This is a genomic window from Hydrogenophaga aromaticivorans, assembly GCF_013387465.1.
Lineage (GTDB): Bacteria > Pseudomonadota > Gammaproteobacteria > Burkholderiales > Burkholderiaceae_C > Hydrogenophaga > Hydrogenophaga aromaticivorans.
Genome location: NZ_VYGV01000016.1, coordinates 466,115 through 483,869, shown reverse-complemented (window position 1 = coordinate 483,869; position 17,755 = coordinate 466,115). Strand labels below are relative to the sequence as shown.

Below are 17,755 nucleotides of genomic sequence, written 5' to 3'. Positions count from 1 at the left end.
GGGGCGGACCTGCCTTGGGGCGGGCTGGCGGCAGGTCGTGCGTCGCACTCGGCGACAATTCGCCCCATGCTCCAGTTCGAACTGCTCAAGACCGAAGGCCACGCGCGCCGTGGCCGCCTCACGCTCAACCACGGCGTGGTTGAAACCCCCATCTTCATGCCCGTGGGCACCTACGGCACGGTCAAGGGCGTCATGCCCGCCAGCCTCGAAGACATGGGCGCCCAGATCATCCTGGGCAACACCTTCCACCTCTGGATGCGGCCCGGCCGCGAGGTCATGGCCAGCTTCGGCGGCCTGCACGGCTTCGAGAAATGGAACAAACCCATCCTCACCGACTCGGGCGGGTTCCAGGTCTGGTCGCTCGGCGCCATGCGCAAGATCACCGAAGAAGGCGTGCACTTCGCTTCGCCCGTCAATGGCGACAAGCTCTTCATGTCGCCCGAGGTCAGCATGCAGATCCAGACCGGGCTGAACAGCGACATCGTCATGCAGCTCGACGAGTGCACGCCCTACGAGACCAACGGCCACCTCACCACCGAGGCCGAAGCGCGCAAGAGCATGGAGATGAGCCGCCGCTGGGCCGTGCGCTCCAAGGATGAGTTCGCGCGGCTCGAAAACCCCAACGCGCTGTTCGGCATCGTGCAGGGCGGCATGTTCGAGCACCTGCGCCAGGAATCGCTGGACGCGCTGGTGGACATGGACTTCCCCGGCTACGCCGTGGGCGGCGTGAGCGTGGGCGAGCCCAAAGAACAGATGCTTCAGATCATGGCGCACACGCCGCACCGCCTGCCGGCGCACAAGCCGCGCTACCTGATGGGCGTCGGTACGCCCGAAGACCTGGTGCAGGGCGTGGCCGACGGTGTGGACATGTTCGACTGCGTCATGCCCACGCGCAACGCGCGCAACGGCACGCTGTTCACCCGCTTCGGCGATTTGAAGATCCGCAACGCGCGCCACAAGACCGACCACCAGCCGCTCGACACCACCTGCACCTGCTACGCCTGCGCGGGCAAGAGCGGCGTGAGCTGGGACGCGGGCGGGCGCGATGGTTTCAGCCGCGCCTACCTGCACCACCTGGACCGCTGCGGCGAAATGCTCAGCCCCATGCTGGCCACCATCCACAACCTGCACTACTACCTGAACCTCATGCGCGAGGTGCGCGAAGCGCTGGACGCCGGTCGCTTCGAAGCCTTCCGCGCGCAGTTCAAGGCCGACCGGGCGCGCGGCGTCTGAGACCCACAGTGACCTGGATGCTCGCCGTCTGGAACTGACCCGGTTCCGTGGACACATCAAGCCTTGTGTTCAAGGAATCGCAAATAGCCAAGGTACGGCCGCCCCTTGCGCCAGGTCGATCAGCGGACCTGAATGCGACTGATGTATTCCAGCAGCGTCAGAATGCGCGCGCGCACCACCGCCGGAGCATCGTAGGCGCCTCGCGCTTCGCGAAGTCTCTGCGATTCTTCAACAAGGTATTCCTTGCCCCAGATCGGCATGTCGCGAACGCCATGGCTGGGAACACCCGCGCCCTCCATCACCTCATACAGCCGATTCATCGGTAAAACACCGTTGTTGTTTTTGGCCAGCGTCGTGAGGTCGGGCGGGCTGCGCCGAAGCAGGTTGCCCATCACACCGTTGCCCTTGCCATCCACGCCATGGCAAGCCGCGCAGTTGTTCACAAATTCGATCTTGCCCAAGTCATTGCTGGGCTGCGCCAAGGCCAGACCGCTGCACAGCGAAAGGCCGACCGCAATGACGCCTACTTTGTTTACTTGCTTCTTCACGATGGTTCTCCTTCAGTGGCTGAAATCACAGGCTTGATGCCTCCAGGCTGTCGATCACGGCCGTGCAGCCATCATGAAGTCCGCCACCTGCGCCCGATTGAGCACGCTCAACGCCGCACCGTCTTGCGGCCCTGCACATGGCATGGCGCCTTTCGACGCACCCACCCGCCCCGGTGCCGACACCCCCCGGGGCCAGACCAACGAATCACCTGACAGGTAAGCTAGGCACCATGACGCCGCAGCAAGCCAGAATTCCCCGCCACATCCTGCCGGTGCTCGTGCTGGCGCAATTCGCGGGCACTTCGCTGTGGTTTGCGGTGAATGCTGTGATGCCCGATCTGCAGCGCGAGCTGGGCTGGCCCGCCAGCGCCGTGGGGCCGCTCACGTCGTCGCTGCAGTTCGGCTTCATCGTGGGCACGCTGGTGTTTGCCTTGCTGGCCATCGCCGACCGTTTTTCGGCGCGCAAGGTGTTCCTGTTCTGCGCACTCGCGGGCGCGGCCTGCACCGTGGGCGCGTGGGCCATGGTCGCGCACTACGAGGCCTTGCTGGCCTGGCGATTCCTCACCGGTGTGTTTCTCGCCGGCATCTACCCGGTGGGCATGAAGATCGCGGCGCAGTGGTACACGCGCGGCCTGGGTGGGGCGCTCGGCCTGCTGATCGGCGCGCTGGTGCTCGGCTCGGCCAGCGCCCACGCGCTGCGCGCGCTGAGCGGCACCCTGCCCTGGCCCACGCTCATGCTCGGCGTGGCCGCGCTCGCGGCGGGGGGCGGGTTGTTGCTGTTTTTCGGCACCGGCGACCCGCCGCACGCCCATGCCCGCGTGACCACGCTGCAGTGGCGCGCGCTCGGTGCGCTCTGGACCGATGGGCGCGTGCGCGCCTCGGTGCTCGGCTACTTCGGTCACATGTGGGAGCTGTACACCATGTGGGTCATGGTGCCGCTGGTGCTGGCCACCCGGTTGCAGGGTCCCGATCTGTCGTGGGCGGCGTTCTGGGTACTGGGCGCGGGCGTGATCGGCTGCGCCGGCGGCGGCTGGGTCGCGCTGCGCTGGGGCAGCGCGCGCGTGGCTTCGGCGCAGCTCGCCACCAGCGGACTGTGTTGCCTGGCCACGCCCTGGGTCATCGAAGCGCCCGCGCTGTGGTTCTACGGCTGGCTCGTGCTCTGGGGCATCACGGTCTCGGGCGACTCGCCGCAGTTCTCCACGCTCACCGCGAGCAACGCGCCGCCGCAGGCCGTGGGCAGCGTGCTCACGCTCACCAACAGCATCGGTTTCGGCATCTCCATCGTGAGCATCTTGCTGTTCGTCTCATTGGCCGAAACCATCAGCCTGGGCGCGCTACTGCCGTGGCTGGCGCTCGGTCCTGCGCTGGGCTTGTGGGCGATGAAGCTGCTGGTGCGAGAGGAAGCTCAACACTCCTGATGCAGCCTCAGCGGGCCAGGTGCTGGGCCACCTTTTTCAGCAGTATGTCGCGGCTGAATGGCTTGACCACGAAGCCCACAGCTCCCGCTTTGCGGCTCTCCACGATCACCTGCTTTTCGGTCTGACCCGTGAGCATGATCACCGGAATGTCCACGTTGAACTGGTCAGCCTTGAGCTCGCGGGTGAGCAAGATGCCGTTGGAGTCCGGCAACAGGACGTCCATCAGGATCAGGCTTGGCCGGTTCGTGGCCAGAAATAGCTGAGCATCTGCCGCGGTGCCCACCGCCTCGACGTCGTATTGCGCGCTGGTGAGCACCTGCCTGAGCAAACGGCGAATGAACACATCGTCATCCACCACCAACAGCTGCGGGCGGCTCATTTTGGCGCGATGGACCATTTCTTGGGAGGCCCTCAGCGGTTCGGCCAGTTCGCTGGTGATAGTGTCCACCCAATCCTGCACCGGTTGTGCCGCCTTCACCACGTATTCCAGCGTGGGGATCAAGGACTCGCGCTGCAAATTTCCAAAGGCCTGTTCGACGCGCGAGGCGTCGCGTACCGTCAGTGCGTCGTCCAAGCCGTTGGCCAAGATGCGTTCGGACAGGCCGCCCATCGCTCGGCTGACCGAGGCCTGCGCCATGCGTGCGGTGGTTTGTACGTTCTGAGCATGCACCCGCCCAAGCTTGACCTGCTGTGCAAGCTGCTCCTCCAGTGACTCAGCACGGCGGGCCAGGGTGGCCAGCTCGGACAGCGGCTCAAGCGCCTGCGTCTGGTCCAGAGCACACAGCGCCAGGTGCGCCGACATGGCCAACCGCTTGGCGTCGTGCACCAACGGCCAATACAGCACGTAGTCGTCAAACACATCCTGCATGCAGAGCTCAAAGGCGCGTCGCACGCTGTCCTTGTCACAAAGCAGCAGTGTGCGGTGCGCCAGCGACTGGATCACCTCGCTGCGCCGATACAGGCCCAGGTAGAAGCGCTCACAGGCTTCCAGCGATTTGAAGGCCAACACCAGCAATTGCGGCTTGATCCCGTCGAACACCGCGTCCGACTTGTTCGAATCTGTCGTGGCCTCCACATGTGGGTAACGATCGCGCAGCATGTTGCAAACCTGTTCTACGTCCACTGCGTTGTCACCGACAACGAGGATGCGCGCTTCTTTGTGCTTCATGGTCGGATCCAGAACAGTTCGCTCGGTTCAATCGGCAGCGTTTGAATGCTGCAAATCCTCGTGACCGCACAAGCGGGTCATGACATGGGCGAGCGCATCTTCCAAGTGGGCCATGAGCCTGTGCATCTCGCTGGGGCTGCAGCCGGCGCGAGCGCGCTCGATGCGGCTGCAGCATTCGCCCAGCGCCACGGCACCGATCATGCGACAGGAGGACGAGAGGCGGTGGGCCAGGTTGGACAGGGTGACTGTGTTGCCGCTGCTGGTGGCGCGGCGCATCTCGTCCACGGTGTTGAGGGCAGAAACAACGAATCGCTGACGGAACTCGGCCAGCAGCGCGGGCTCTTCGCCGACCAGACGCGCCAGCGCCTGGTCGTCGTAGACGCAGTGGCCGAGCTCGACTTCGAGCACATCCACTTCTTCACAATCCTCCAACCCAAACGAGGTCGGGGTTGGCGCATCCTCCGTCGGCAACCAACGCTTGACCATCTCGCCCAACTGGTCCGTGCGAACCGGTTTGCTGAGGTAGTCATCCATGCCGGCCAAGCGGCAGCGTTCGATCTCGCCATGCAAGGCATTTGCCGACAGGGCCACGATCGGGAGATGCGATCCACCCGTTTCCTCGGCGCGAATGGTGGTGGCCAGCGTGTAGCCGTCGATGCCGGGCATGTGCAGATCGGTGAGCAGCAAGGCATGGCGCTGGGAGGCCCGACCCGCGCGCCAAAGCGCCAGGGCTTCGAGTCCATCACTGACCATCTCCACCGCCAACCCCAACAGCGCGAGCTGGTGCCCGATCACTTTCTGGTTGACGGAATTGTCTTCGGCCACCAACACCAGCGGGCCACCGGATGCCACGAAGTGCGGCCCGGAGCGCGTGACCATGGCGAGCTTGTCCTCGGCCACGGGCTGGGGGGCCGACGTGGACTGGAAAGGCAAGGTCAGGGTGAAGGTGGAGCCCTGGCCTTTCTCGCTGTCGACCATGACCCATCCCCCCATCAGACCAGCCAGCCGCTTGCAGATCGACAGGCCCAGTCCGGTACCGCCAAAACGCCGGGTGGGGGTACTTTCGGCTTGCACAAAGGGCTGGAAGATACGCTGCAGCACCTCGGGGGACATGCCGATGCCGTTGTCGATCACGCTCAACTGCAGGTGCCCGGGCCATTCTGGCCCACAGGGCTGCACCCGCAGCGCCACCTGACCTGTTCGACCCTGGCCAGCCGAGAATTTGATGGCATTGCCCAGCAGGTTGTTGAGAATCTGGCGCAGGCGTGTCCCGTCGCACAGGATCCAGTCAGGCAAGCCCGGTGCCACATCCACTTGCAGATCGACTCCATGGGATGTGGCCGTGGGGCGCAAGGCGCTGCACACACTGTCGGTGAGTCGCTCCAGCGAAACAGCTTCGCTTTGCAGCTTGAGCTGACCGGCCTCGATCTTGGAGAAATCCAGGATGTCATCAATGATGGTCAGAAGGCCCAGCGCCGACTCGCTGACGGTGTCGATCAGATCCCTCTGGTAGGCCGAGAGCTCCGAGTGTTGCAGCAGATCGAGACTGCCCACCACGCCATTCATGGGCGTTCGAATCTCGTGGCTCATGGTGGCGAGAAACGCGCTCTTGGCTTCGCTGGCAGCCTCGGCTGCGCGGCGCGCTTCCACCAGCGCCACGGTGCGTTGCTCCACAAGATGTTCCAGGTGGAGCTGATGGCGCTCCAGTTCTTCGGTCAGGCGCCGCTTCTCGGTCACATCCAGCATCAGCGCCAGGTACTGGGTCACAGTCCCTCGAGCGTCTCGAATCGGCGTGATCGTCGCGTCCACGACGTATTCCACGCCGTCCTTGCGACGCTTGAACAGCAGACCTCGCCAGGCTTTGCCCGCGGTGAGCTGCTGCCATATGCGAGCATAGGTCTCATGCGGCGTCCTGCCTGACAGAAACATGCGCGGATTTCGCCCCAGCAGCTCATGCATGGCGTAACCCGAACTGGTCAGCACCGCGGCGTTGACGTATTCGATGTTGGCGTCCAGGTCGGTGATCACGATGCTCTGCACGCTTTGCTCGACGGCCATGGAAAGCATCCGCAACGCCTGCTCCTGCGCGTGTCGCGGTGTGATGTCGCGCATGACCACCACAAAACGCTGCTGTTCGACCAGCCGGATGCTGACCTCCGCCATGAAGCTGCTGCCATCGCGCCGCAACACCCGCCAGTCGGCCAGTTGCTCGCCGCCCTTGAGCACCCGCAGCGCCGTGCGTGTGAGCCGGGTGTGTTCGCGTGCAGGCAACAGGTCGTGCAGGTGCATCTGCTGCAATTCGTCGGCGCTGTGACCGAGCATGCGCGCGGTTGCGCGGTTCACTTCGACCACACGGTGGTTGCGGTCGACCAGCAAGATGCCGTCGCCCATCTGGTCAAACAGATTGTGGCGCTCGGCGTTGGCCCTCTGCGCTTGCCGGTTGACCAACTGCGTTTGCAACCAGTGTTCGGCCGCACGCGCAAGGTCTTTCAGCGTCTGGCGCTGCACATCGGATAGCTGGCGCGGACGGTGGTCGATTGCGCACAGCGTGCCCATGGCATGACCTTCCACCGACAGCGGAACGCCGGCGTAGAAGACCACATGGGGCTCGCCAGTCACCAACGGGTTGTTGGCGAACCGCGCGTCCAGCCGCGCATCGCCCACCTCGAACAGGTCAGTCTGCAGGATGGCGTGTGCACAAAACGCCAGCTCGCGCGGGGTCTGCTGCACATCCAGACCATGGCGCGCCTTGAACCACTGGCGCTCGTCATCGACCAGGCTCACCAGCGAAACGGGGCAACCGGTCAGCTCGGCGGCAGCCCGCACGATGCCGTCGAGCACGGGGTCGGCTGGCGTGTCCACCACGCCAAGGGAATCAAGGATGTCCAGACGTCGGGCTTCGCCGGGAGTCAGGGGAGCGGATTGCATGAGTTGTCCCAATGGGTTTGCAGAAGACAGACGGCCCGGACTGCGATTGCGCCAGAAAGCGCTTGTTGCAGGCATCCGCGCGCCGTCTATGGAAAGGTCGGACACGCCGACCCACATCTGCGACAGACTTTAAAAAGGCCGCTGCTCGCGGTATGTGGGGAGTTCTCGATGCGGCCCGTAGGTCGATCGTGTTGTCGGTCTTTCCGGGCTTTCTACCGCGCAAGGCTTGCGGGTTTGACGCCGCGAATCAGGCGTTCCCGGCGTCGATCAAACCGTTTCGGATGGCAAAGCGCACCAGGGCGGGCACGTCGGGCGCGGCCAGCTTTGCCATGATGCGGCTGCGGTACGAGTCCACGGTTTTGGGCGACAGGTGCAGTGCACGCCCGATCTCGGAGCTGGACTGCCCCTGCACCACCATCAGCACGATCTGGCGCTCGCGGACCGAGAGCGTGTCCAGGGCGTCGTCCCCCGGCGCTGTAAAGCCCTGCACGGCGAGCTCGGCCACTTCGGGTCCCAGGAAGCGTTGGCCCTTGCTCACGAGATCGACCGCCTGAAGCAACAGGGAGGCGGGCGATCCCTTGAGCACATATCCAGCCGCACCCAGCTTCAGCGCCTCAGCCACATGGCGCGGCTGGGCCGACATGGTCAGCACAATCGAGCGCACCTCCGGTGCCCGACGCTGCAGCTCGGTGAGCAGCTCGAAACCCGAGCGCTGGACCAGGTGCAGATCGAGCAGGACCACCACCGGCCCGAGCTCGCGCAGTTGGGCCAGCGCCTGCGTCGGGTCGGCCGACTCGCCCACCACGCGGTGGCCGGCGGCTTCCAGCAACGACCGCAATCCGTCGCGCATGAGCGTGTGGTCGTCAACCAGGTAGATGTTGCTCATGGTCCTGGCGCCGTCCAGCTCAGGCAGACGTGTGTGCCACCACCCGGTTCTGCGGTGATGGCGCAGCGCGCGCCGATGGAGATGGCCCGCTCCCGCATGCCCGCGATGCCCAGATGACCAGGTCGGCCGAGCTGCATGTCGGGTGCAATGCCCACGCCGTCGTCAACGACGTCCACATTGAGCCGGTGCGCATCACCGTCCAGCACCACCCGGATCAGCGACGCGTGCGCGTGGAGCCGGGCGTTGGCGATGGCTTCACGCACCACCATGAAAGCGCTGTACTCCACGTCGGAGGGCCAACGCTGGCGATGCACCCCATCGGCAATCTCCAGCAGCACATCGGGGCCCGATGCCGACAGTGCGACCTGGATTTCATTGTCCAGCGCGGCAGCCAGACCCTGCTCCTCGAGCAGGGGCGGCCGCAGGTCGGCCAGCACTCTTCGCACGTCCAGCACCGCTTGCGCCAGCACACCCGACAGATGCTGGCACTGCTCCACCAGCACCGACGGCAAGGTCTCGCCCGCCTTGAACAGCAAGGTGTCAAGATTCAAGCGAGCCACCGCCAGAGACTGGCCGAGGTTGTCGTGCAGCGCCTGGGCCACGCGCTGGGTGGTGATCCGCTCCTGATGCATCAGCCGCTGATTGAGTTCGGAGAGCTCAGACTGGTGGGCGAGCAGCGCAGTCTCTGCCGCACGTCGATCGGTGATGTCGCGCAGCACGGCGATGTGGCGGGTGGAGTCAAGCGCGCGCGCGCTCACCTCCACCGGCACAACAGTGCCATCCCGACGCACGACGTCCCATTCCGTCAGCGGCCCCGTGCCGGGCGACTGGGTCTTTCGGGTGTCGAACGGGATGCTGGGCTGAGGGCTCCCCAGCAAGGCATGCAGCGGCATGTTGAGCAGGCTGTCAGCCGGATAGCCCAGCATGTTCATGGCTTGCGGATTGGCGTCCAGGATGCGGTTGCTGTCGTCGATCAGCAGGACACCGTCGGCCAGTTGCTCGAACAGCTTGCGCCGGTAGGCCTCGGATTCACGCAGTGCGGCCTCGGCCTTCTTGCGCTGGCTGATGTCCACCGTGGTGCCCGCCATGTAGATGGCCCGCCCCGCGCCGTTCCACTCGGCCAGTCCACGAACATGCATCCACCGCCATTCGCCCCACGCATCGCAGATGCGAATCTCCAGGTCGAACGGCTCCCGGTTCTTGAGGTGGCGGCGCATCGCATCGTGATGCAGAACCAGGTCCTCGGGATGGATCATGTCCGCCAGGCGGCTGCTGCGATAGTCCGCAGCCGAAAAGGGTTCAAAACCCAGCTGCATCCAGAAATCGTCGCTGAAGCTGAGCCGGTCGCTCATCAGGTCCCAGTCCCACACCTGCCCACTGGCGGCGGCCAACCGGTAGCGCTGCTCACTGCGTCGCAAACTGGCTTCGCTGTCGCGCAAGGCCTGTTCACTTTCCACAAGATCGGTGATGTCCAGCGCGATGCCTTGCACATAGGCCGGGCTTCCATCGGCGGGGTCGATCCGGCTGGATCGGTCGCGGAAATGCCGCCAATTGCCCTGCGCGTCGCGCAAGCGGTACTGAATCTGGTGATCGATACCGTCCACGTATTCATCCGAAAGCGCTGCCACTGCGCGTTCGCAGTCATCGGGGTGAAGCGCCTTGATCCACGCCAGCGGATCGGCCATCCATTCGCTCACCGTGTAGCCGAGGACGCGAATCGACGGGCTGATGTACAGCGTGCGGTATGGCGGTTCGAGCGAGGCACGGTAGATCAATGCCGGCGTCTGCTCGGCCAGCAGGCGGAAATCACGCTCCCGGTCGAGCAGCAGTCGCTCGAACACCTTGCGCTCCGTGATGTCGTTGCAGAAGATCGACAGCCCCTCCGGCGAAGGAAAGACGCGCCCTTCAAACCACTTGTTCCAGGGCGCATAGAACGCCTCGAAGACTTCCGCCTGCTGGGACCGAAACGCCCTGTCGTACGCACGGTGAAAGGCTTGCGCATGCTCCAGCTCGTACTCGTCCCAGATGTACCTGCCCATCAGTTGTTCTGCTCGATCGCGCTGGAGCAGTCTCACGGCAGACGCATTGAGGTAGGTAAACCGCATGTCCTTGTCGAGCGCAAAGATCGCGTCGCCCACCCGATTGATCACATGGTCCAACAATTCGCGCGCGGCACCCATGTCCCGCAGGGCATGCTCGGCCTGGCGCTGCAGCGCAACATGCTCGGTCACTTCGGTCGCCACCACCAGGCGCGCCGCGTGGTCTCCCCAGTGCAGGTCGCTGGAGGTGATGTCGACATCGATCACGCTGTCATCTTTCAACCGATACCGCCAGCGCTGGGTCTGCCGCAGGCCATCGGGACCGACAGGGTCCTGGTCAATCTCCTCCACCGTCACGCCCTGGCCTTGCGGCGCGAGCCGGATGTCCATGACGCTGAGCTGTAGGAACTCTTCGTGTGAATAGCCGTAACGCGCGACTGCCGCCGCGTTCACGGCCAAAATGCGTTTGCTGGTCTGATCGAACACCCACATCGGCTGCGGGTGGGCGTCGAACAGCAGCCGATAGCCCTGTTCATCATTCCAGGGTGCTCCCCGGACATCTGAAGGCTCCGTTCTTCGGTGCGGTGGGCAATCCTTGGGCGCAGACATGAGGGTATTGTGCGCGCCGGGAGGCTCGCACTCCAACAGCGAGACGATCACAATGACCCGTGATTTCAGGATTGGTCAGCGCCATCCGTTGACGCCATACGGATACGCTCGACGGCAGCTTCGCACGCGGTCAACGATCGCCTTTGAGGCGGCCTTCAGCGTGACCACAGCAGCCATTTCGTCGAGTTGGCGTGAGTGGATGTGGCCACTGGGCTACCGCTCAGGCAGTGAGTTGAAGACAATTCGGTCGCCCGCGTTGACGCCAACATCGCTGAGGTCGCTCGCACTGTGCGAGGGCTCATCGAACCGCAAACACACATGAGTCCCAGCTGCGTGGCTGTAGTCGAATTCGCCGCCATTGGCGTGGCCTGAGGTCTTGTGTGGCGGATGGGGCATCACCGTCTCGGGCGACTCACCGCAGTTCTCCACCCTCACCGCTCGCAACGCGCCGCTACAGGCCGTGGGCAGCGTGCTCACGCTCACCAACAGCATCGGCTTCGGCATCTCCATCGTGAGCATCCTGCTGTTCGTCTCGCTGGCCGAAATGGTTTCGCTGGGCGCACTGCTGCCTTGGCTGGCGCTCGGCCCGGTGCTGGGTCTGTGGGCCATGTGGCGACTGGTGCGCGAGGAGCGACAAATGGTTACAGGCATCCGGTAAAGTCCGGCCACCAACAACTCTGGAGGATTCCCATGCCCGCTCCCGCCTACGTCGCCCAGCGCCCCACCGGCGCTTTCATCGGTGCCTCCTGGGCCGCCCTGCTGGTCGGGGCCGTGGTCTACCTGCTGGGCCTGTGGAACGCCGAGATGCAGCTCAACGAAAAGGGCTATTACTTCACGCTGCTGATGTATGGCCTGTTTTCTGCCGTGTCGCTGCAGAAGTCGGTGCGCGACCGCATCGAGGGCATTCCCGTCACGGGCATCTACTACAGCCTGTGCTGGGTGTCGCTGGGCATCGCGGTGATCCTGCTGACGGTGGGTCTGTGGAACGCGACGCTGGCCGCCAGCGAAAAAGGCTTCTACGCGATGGCCTTCCTGCTCGCGCTGTTCGGCGCGGTGGCGGTGCAGAAGAACATCCGCGACGTGGCGCAGTTCAACCGCGCCCACCCCGAGTTCGACGGCGCAGCGGCCGAGTAAGCCCGCCCCGCCACGGTTTTGCGCTCAGGCGGCCGCGACACCGTCAGGCGCTTTCGGCGGCAGGTCCGCCGAGGCGTTCACCGGCTCTGAAGCCGGCTCCTTCGCCGACGCCCCACACGAGAAGCAGTAGCGAGCAAACGCGTTCTTGCGCGTGCTGCAGTGCCCGCAGTGGTCGAACAAGCACAGGCCGCAGTGCGGGCAGAAGTCGGTCTTGCCGTCTTTCATGTCGACCGTGCGCTCGCAGCCCGGGCAGATGTTCTTAGTCATGCGCGCCTGCGCCTGGTCGTAGTCCATCTCGCGCTGGCGCGTCTGGGCCGGCTGCGCTTCGGCGAGCTTCTGCCGCTCCAGGTAGCGCTGCAGCGCCTGGATCGCATAGCGCCCGCCGATCACCGTGAGAACGATGCCCACGATGTAGCGCACATAGCCGCCGTAGCTCGGCAGGTAAGGCACCAGCTCCACGAAGAACGCGAACAGCGCGAAGAAGATGAAACCCCACACGAACGGCCACGACGAGCCCTTGCGGTGTTTCTTGAACAGGTAGCCGGCCAGCACCAGCAAGGGCAGCGTGAGCGCCAGGCGGTAGCCGAACACGCGCAGCTCCTGCGCGCGCTGCGCCTCCACAAAGGCGCCACGGGCATCGTTCTGCAGGCTTCGCAGTTCGGCCTGCGCGCGTTCCTGCGCCTGGCGCGCGTCCAGCGCCGCCTGCTGCTGCCGCTCGACCGCCGAGAACGCCGCGCGTTCGGCCTGCCGCAGGCCGTCCAGCTCGCGCGTGCGCACCAGCACCTCGTCGTCCTGTTCCGAACGCTGCGTCACGCTGCGCGTGGCCAGCCAGTTGTCGAAAGTCTCGCGTGCCGCGCGGTTGTCGGCGCGCGCCGTCTGCAGCTTGAGCTGCGCCTGCTCCAGCTCGGCCTGTGCTTCCTCGGCCGCACGCTCTGCTGTTTTGATGGAGTCCTTGAGCGCGGGCGTGCGCTGCGGGTCCATGAAGTCTTCCAGCGAGCGGGTCTGCTCCACCTGCGGCAGATCACCCACGATGGTGCTGCCCAGCCCGGTCAGGAACCAGGCAAACAGGAACGCCACCAGCCACAGGCCGCGGTGGAACCACTTTTCGGACAGACGCAGGGTCTTGCTCATGTTGTTTCCCTCCAAGAGAAAGATATCCAAGCGATTGTGACCCCGCTCACAGCACGATCCGTTGCGGCGCCGAGCCCAGGCCCGTGCGCGCCAGCCAGTCCAGCACCGAATCCACCGTCACGGTTTCGACGCGGTCGGAGAAGCGCTTGTGATTCGGGTGGTCGTCGAAGCGGATGTGCGCCGAACTGGCGCTCGCGCCCAGCCGCGTGAGCGCACCCAGGCGCAGCGTGCTGGGCTGGTAACCCTTGAAGCCCAGCCAGGCTTGGGCCTGTGCGCGACTCGTGACGCCCGGCTCGGCCGCCATCGCCATGGTCTCCAGCGCCCACTGGTTGGACTGCTGGTAGCGCATGCCCCAGGCGTAGGCCACCATGTTGTAGTCGCGCTCGTGCAGGCGCAGGCTGCGCGCCGGGTCGGTCAGCAACGCGAGCAGCGGCGCCTGCAGCGCGGGCGCGGGCACCGACCACACCGCCTCGTGGCGCCACAAGTCGTCCAGAAAAAACTCGCCCAGGCCCTGGCGGTAGATGGAACCGGTGGATGTGCCGCACTGGTTGAGCTTGTGCAACACGCGCCACGGCCCTTCGGTCGTTTTATAGGCCCAGCCCAGGTGCGAGTAACGCAGCTGGTACTTGCCCAGGTCCTGCCCCGCACGGCCCAGCACCACCACACGCGCGCCGCTGCGGGCGAACTCCGCGTCCAGCGCCTGCGCCGTCTGCTGCGCCAGCGCCAGACCCTGCGTCAGTGTCTGCGGCGTCATGGCCCGCTGCTCGCAGGAGCGGCCAGCGTGCGCGGTGGGCGCCATCAGCAGCGCGGCGGCCAGGGCCAGCGCGGTGGGAATCGCTTGAAACGTCTTCTTCATGGTGAGCTTCACTCTCTATTAATAGGTGATGCGTTCGTTGTGGAGCAGCGCGCGACCGAGTTCGTTGGGGATGAAGCACAGCACCTCGCCCGCCGCCGAGAGCAGCACGCCCGTGCCGATCACGCTCACCACCACCGCCGTGCCCACGCTGGCCGCCACGCCCGAGGCGGCGCGCCCCGTCAACTCCACACTGGCCCGCGCGCCGTCGGACGCCCGCTCCAGCACGATCACCGTGCCGCGCGCCGACACCTCGACCGTTTTCACCACCAGCACCGCGCCACTCACCGTGAGCGCCACCGGCAGCGCGCTCACCGCCACGGCGCCCGCCGCGGCACTGCCCGCCACACCCACCACCGAGGCGACCGGCAAAGCCGACAGCACCAGCGAAGCCTCGCTCTGCGCCCGCGCCGGACCGGCGGCCAAAGCCAGCGCCAGGCCGGCGGCGAGAAAAGTCTTGGTCAGAAAAGAACGTGTCATGTCAATGCTCCTGAAAAGGAAACTGGGTCAATAGAAAGAGGGGAAAGAGAAGCCGCTTCAGGCCGCCGCCTGAGCAGGAGCCACCGAGCGTTCGGCCAGTGCCTGCTGACGGCCCGCCACATGCGCCTCGGCCAGGTCCGCCTCGTGGCGGTCGCGCAGCGTCTTGGCCAGCGTGAACGCCGACGTCACCAGGTACAGCCAGCTCACGCCCAGGTAAGCCTTGTAGGTCTCATCGATCTGCATGCGCAGCAGTCCCCAGAGCGTGAGCCCCATCGCCACCGCAAAACCGCCCCAGACCACCAGGCGCCACATCGGCGTCTCGGCCTCACCCGTGAGGCTGGCTTTCTGCGTGTCGCGCACCGCCTTGGACAACACGAACACCGTGGACAGGCAGAACACATAGCCCATCACCATGAACGCTCGGTCCAGCGCCTGCCCCGGCAGGTAGGCCAGGCCGGTGGCGCAGAGAAAGACCGCGAGGCCAAACGACACCCAGACCTGGAGCTGCCAGGCACGGGTGTCGCGCATCACGATGAGGGGGGAACGGGGGCTGCTGGCCATGTGAAACCTCGATGGGTTGTTGAACATGGCGCGATGGTGGGATGGGCGCAGGTATCCGAGGTCAGATTTGACTACTGGAATCGAAAAATCGAACTGTCAGGATCGATATCCAATACTTTTTGATCCACAGCATCTGAACCGCACGTCAAAGGCATCGTTCGCCCTCGACCTGGATCGGGCGCTCGGTGGCAGACGGACGCCCGCCCAGTCCACGGTTCAAGCCTGGGCCTCTGCAGGCGGTGTGATGCGACGCGAAGCGGTAACGCCCAGCCAGGTGAGCACACCGCCCAATGCCACCAATGCCGCCGCCACGAGAAACGTGAGGTGCAGGCCCGCCGTCAGCTGTTGCGCGCTCGCCGTGGCCACCAGGCTTGTTGAAGCGCCGAAGCCGAATACCGCCCCCATGGCGGATGCCCCTGTGATCAGGCCCAGGTTGCGCGACAGGTTGAGCAGGCCCGACACCACACCCCGTTGGTCCGCTGTGGCGCGGGCCATCACAGCCGTGTTGTTGGCCGACTGGAAGGTGGCGTAGCCCGCCGTGATGAGGCCGAGCGCGCCCGCGTAGCCGGCGGCGCCCCAGGTGGTGGCCGCGATCGGCAGCGTGGCGGCGCCCAGGAACATGGTGACCAGCCCCGCCGCGCCCACCGGCTGCGAGCCCACACTGTCCACCAGGCGGCCAGCCGGCGCGCCGAACACGGCGGCCACGGCCGGGCCGACCGACATCACCAGCCCCATGTGCATGGCGTCCAGCTGGAGCGCGCCCACCAGGTAGAACGGCCCCACCACCAGGGTCGCCATCACCACGGTGGTGACCAGCGCGCTCGCCGCAAAGCCCGTGGCCATCACCGGGTGGCGGAACGTCGCCAACGGCACCAAAGGTGCTGCTACCCGGGTCTCGGCGAAGACAAAGGCGCCCAGACCCAGCAAGGCCAGGAGCAACAGGCCCGCGTTGAGGGGGCCGAACGCGCCGCGCCCGAGCGTCATGGCCAGGGAATAGGCCGCCAGGCTGAGCGCCAGCAGCACCATGCCGACGAGGTCGAAGCGCACGGGCTTGGCGGCGGTGGCCGCTGGATCGGGCGGCAGGTGGCGGTAGGCCATCGTCAGCGCCACCAGTCCCAGCGGCACGTTGATCCAGAACACCGCGTTCCAGCCGCAGACGCCGATCAACAGGCCGCCCAGGGTGGGGCCCAACGCGGTGCCCAACGCAGACACGGTCCCCAGCAACCCCATGGCGCTGCCCACCTGTTGCTTGGGCACCCGCTCGCTGACCAGGGCCATGCTCAGCGCCATCATGGTGGCGGCACCCAGACCCTGAACCACCCGGGCGGCGATCAACTGCCAGAGCGTGGTTGAGGCACCGCCCGCGAGCGAAGCCAGCGTGAACACCCCCAGACCCCAGAGCATGAGCCGGCGCCGGCCCACGAGGTCGCCCAGACGGCCCACCGTCACGATGACCACCGTGACGGTCAGCAGGTAGGCCAGCACCACCCATTGCACCGCCTGAAACGACGCGGAAAACGCCTGCGCCAGGGTGGGCAGGGCCACGTTGGCAATGCTGGTGCCCAAAGAAGACAGCAGCATCGACAGAGACAGACTGAACAGCACGCGGTTCAGGGCCGGTGCCGAGGGGGTGGCGGCGGTGGCGGGGATCGCTTCGAGGGAGGTAGGAAGAGACATGTCGGGCTTCGGAAAAAGGATCACCCGATGCTAGGGAGCGGGTCGTGCTGGCGGAAGGCGCGTGCCGCGCAATCAACCCATGCAGCCAACGCCATGTGTGGGGCCTGCGTGCTATGTTTCCGGCATGACCCCGCTCGACTTCAACCTGCTGTTGACCCTGGACGTGCTGCTGTCCGAGCAGCACGTCGCCCGCGCCGCCCAACGGCTGAAGCTGAGCCCCTCGGCGATGAGTCGCGCGTTGGCCCGCCTGCGAGAGACCACAGGGGACCCGCTGCTGGTCCGGGCCGGGCGCGGCCTGGTGCCCACGCCCCGCGCGCTGGAACTGCGCGAACGCATCGGCCCCTTGGTGCAGGAGATCGAGGCGGTGTTGCGCCCCCTGAACGCCCTCAAGCTGAGCGAACTGGCCAGGATGTTCACGCTGCGCAGCAGTGAGGGGTTTGTCGAAAACTTCGGCGCAGCGCTGATCCAGCGTGTCGCCGAAGAGGCGCCGAATGTGCGCCTGTGTTTTGTGCAGAAACCCGACAAGAGCAGCACGGCGCTGCGGGATGGAGCGGTCGATCTGGAAACCGGGGTGGTGGGCGCCACGATGGGGCCGGAAATCCACGTGCAGGCCCTGTTCCGCGACCGCTGGATCGGCGTGGTGCACCACGGGCATCCGCTGCAACACGAAACGTCCATCACGACAGAACAATTCGCCCAGAGTCGCCACATCGCCGTGTCCCGCCGCGGCGTGGTCGGTGGCCCGGTCGACGATGCGCTGGCACCCCTCGGATGGCAGCGCAAGGTGGTGACCATCACCAGCGGCTTCGTGGCAGCCTTGGCGCTCGCACGCGGCACCGACCTGATCGCCTGCGTGCCCGAGCGCCACACACAAAACCTGCGCGGCGACCTGCACAGCTTCGAGCTGCCATTTCCCGTGCCGGCGTTCTCCATTTCCCTGTTCTGGCATCCGCGGCAACAGGCGGACCCGGCACACATGTGGTTGCGCCGGGTGGTTCTGGAGACCTGTGGCGCCGATCACCCCCCAACGCCCGGTTGAATCGGGCGCCCGCTGTGCAGGCCGCCGGCCAAGGCGGGGGTTACCAACCTG

At 65.7% G+C, this 17,755-nt stretch carries 15 protein-coding genes; 5 read left to right on the top strand and 10 right to left on the bottom strand.

The genetic code is table 11. The annotated features are described in order from the left end of the window. Positions 1-66: 66 nt before the first annotated feature. A complete protein-coding gene (gene tgt, locus F3K02_RS19415) occupies positions 67-1,233 on the top strand; it encodes a tRNA guanosine(34) transglycosylase Tgt (RefSeq protein ID WP_177137260.1) in 1,167 nt (388 codons plus the stop codon). Between the two features lie 119 nt (positions 1,234-1,352). Here the strand turns inward: tgt and F3K02_RS19410 are convergent, their stop codons facing one another. Next, positions 1,353-1,781 (bottom strand): c-type cytochrome, encoded by a 429-nt coding sequence (locus F3K02_RS19410; RefSeq protein ID WP_177137259.1) that lies wholly within the window; start codon positions 1,779-1,781, stop codon positions 1,353-1,355. A 230-nt stretch (positions 1,782-2,011) separates the two neighbouring features. On the opposite strand from F3K02_RS19410, the gene F3K02_RS19405 reads away from it, so the two are divergent. Next, the gene (locus F3K02_RS19405; RefSeq protein WP_177137258.1) at positions 2,012-3,199 is read left to right on the top strand and encodes an MFS transporter; all 1,188 of its coding nucleotides are present in this window, start codon (positions 2,012-2,014) and stop codon (positions 3,197-3,199) included. 7 nt (positions 3,200-3,206) lie between these two features. On the opposite strand, the gene F3K02_RS19400 is transcribed toward F3K02_RS19405, so the two are convergent. The 4 genes from F3K02_RS19400 to F3K02_RS19385 all read right to left on the bottom strand — a co-directional run bounded on the left by F3K02_RS19400 (position 3,207) and on the right by F3K02_RS19385 (position 10,880). Then, a complete protein-coding gene (locus F3K02_RS19400) occupies positions 3,207-4,367 on the bottom strand; it encodes a response regulator (protein WP_177137257.1) in 1,161 nt (386 codons plus the stop codon). Between the two features lie 27 nt (positions 4,368-4,394). After that, on the bottom strand, positions 4,395-7,295 hold the full coding sequence (locus tag F3K02_RS19395) for a PAS domain S-box protein (RefSeq protein WP_177137256.1): 2,901 nt from the start codon (positions 7,293-7,295) through the stop codon (positions 4,395-4,397). A 247-nt stretch (positions 7,296-7,542) separates the two neighbouring features. After that, positions 7,543-8,181: a response regulator gene (locus F3K02_RS19390; RefSeq protein WP_177137255.1), complete on the bottom strand. Its 639-nt coding sequence runs from the start codon at positions 8,179-8,181 to the stop codon at positions 7,543-7,545. After that, positions 8,178-10,880 (bottom strand): PAS domain S-box protein, encoded by a 2,703-nt coding sequence (locus F3K02_RS19385; protein WP_177137254.1) that lies wholly within the window; start codon positions 10,878-10,880, stop codon positions 8,178-8,180. Before F3K02_RS19385 ends, F3K02_RS19390 begins: the two co-directional genes overlap by 4 nt. 325 nt (positions 10,881-11,205) lie before the next feature. On the opposite strand from F3K02_RS19385, the gene F3K02_RS19380 reads away from it, so the two are divergent. Then, a complete protein-coding gene (locus F3K02_RS19380) occupies positions 11,206-11,487 on the top strand; it encodes an MFS transporter (RefSeq protein ID WP_425485626.1) in 282 nt (93 codons plus the stop codon). 32 nt (positions 11,488-11,519) lie between these two features. Then, complete coding sequence (gene yiaA / locus F3K02_RS19375; RefSeq protein WP_177137253.1) at positions 11,520-11,963, top strand: inner membrane protein YiaA; 444 nt, start codon at positions 11,520-11,522, stop codon at positions 11,961-11,963. Between the two features lie 24 nt (positions 11,964-11,987). Here the strand turns inward: yiaA and F3K02_RS19370 are convergent, their stop codons facing one another. The 5 genes from F3K02_RS19370 to F3K02_RS19350 form a co-directional block, all read right to left on the bottom strand. After that, a complete protein-coding gene (locus F3K02_RS19370; RefSeq protein WP_246309589.1) occupies positions 11,988-13,094 on the bottom strand; it encodes a zinc ribbon domain-containing protein in 1,107 nt (368 codons plus the stop codon). Positions 13,095-13,140: 46 nt separating this feature from the next. Next, a complete protein-coding gene (locus F3K02_RS19365) occupies positions 13,141-13,950 on the bottom strand; it encodes a DUF2145 domain-containing protein (protein ID WP_177137252.1) in 810 nt (269 codons plus the stop codon). Between the two features lie 18 nt (positions 13,951-13,968). Continuing rightward, positions 13,969-14,427, bottom strand: a complete 459-nt coding sequence (locus tag F3K02_RS19360; protein WP_177137251.1) for a hypothetical protein — start codon at positions 14,425-14,427, stop codon at positions 13,969-13,971. A 57-nt stretch (positions 14,428-14,484) separates the two neighbouring features. Next, the gene (locus tag F3K02_RS19355; RefSeq protein WP_177137250.1) at positions 14,485-14,988 is read right to left on the bottom strand and encodes a YiaA/YiaB family inner membrane protein; all 504 of its coding nucleotides are present in this window, start codon (positions 14,986-14,988) and stop codon (positions 14,485-14,487) included. Positions 14,989-15,204: 216 nt separating this feature from the next. Next, the gene (locus F3K02_RS19350) at positions 15,205-16,665 is read right to left on the bottom strand and encodes an MFS transporter (RefSeq protein WP_177137249.1); all 1,461 of its coding nucleotides are present in this window, start codon (positions 16,663-16,665) and stop codon (positions 15,205-15,207) included. A gap of 124 nt (positions 16,666-16,789) precedes the next feature. Here F3K02_RS19350 and F3K02_RS19345 point away from each other — a divergent pair, with 124 nt between their 5' ends. Next, positions 16,790-17,704: a LysR family transcriptional regulator gene (locus tag F3K02_RS19345; protein ID WP_177137248.1), complete on the top strand. Its 915-nt coding sequence runs from the start codon at positions 16,790-16,792 to the stop codon at positions 17,702-17,704. Positions 17,705-17,755 lie beyond the last annotated feature (51 nt).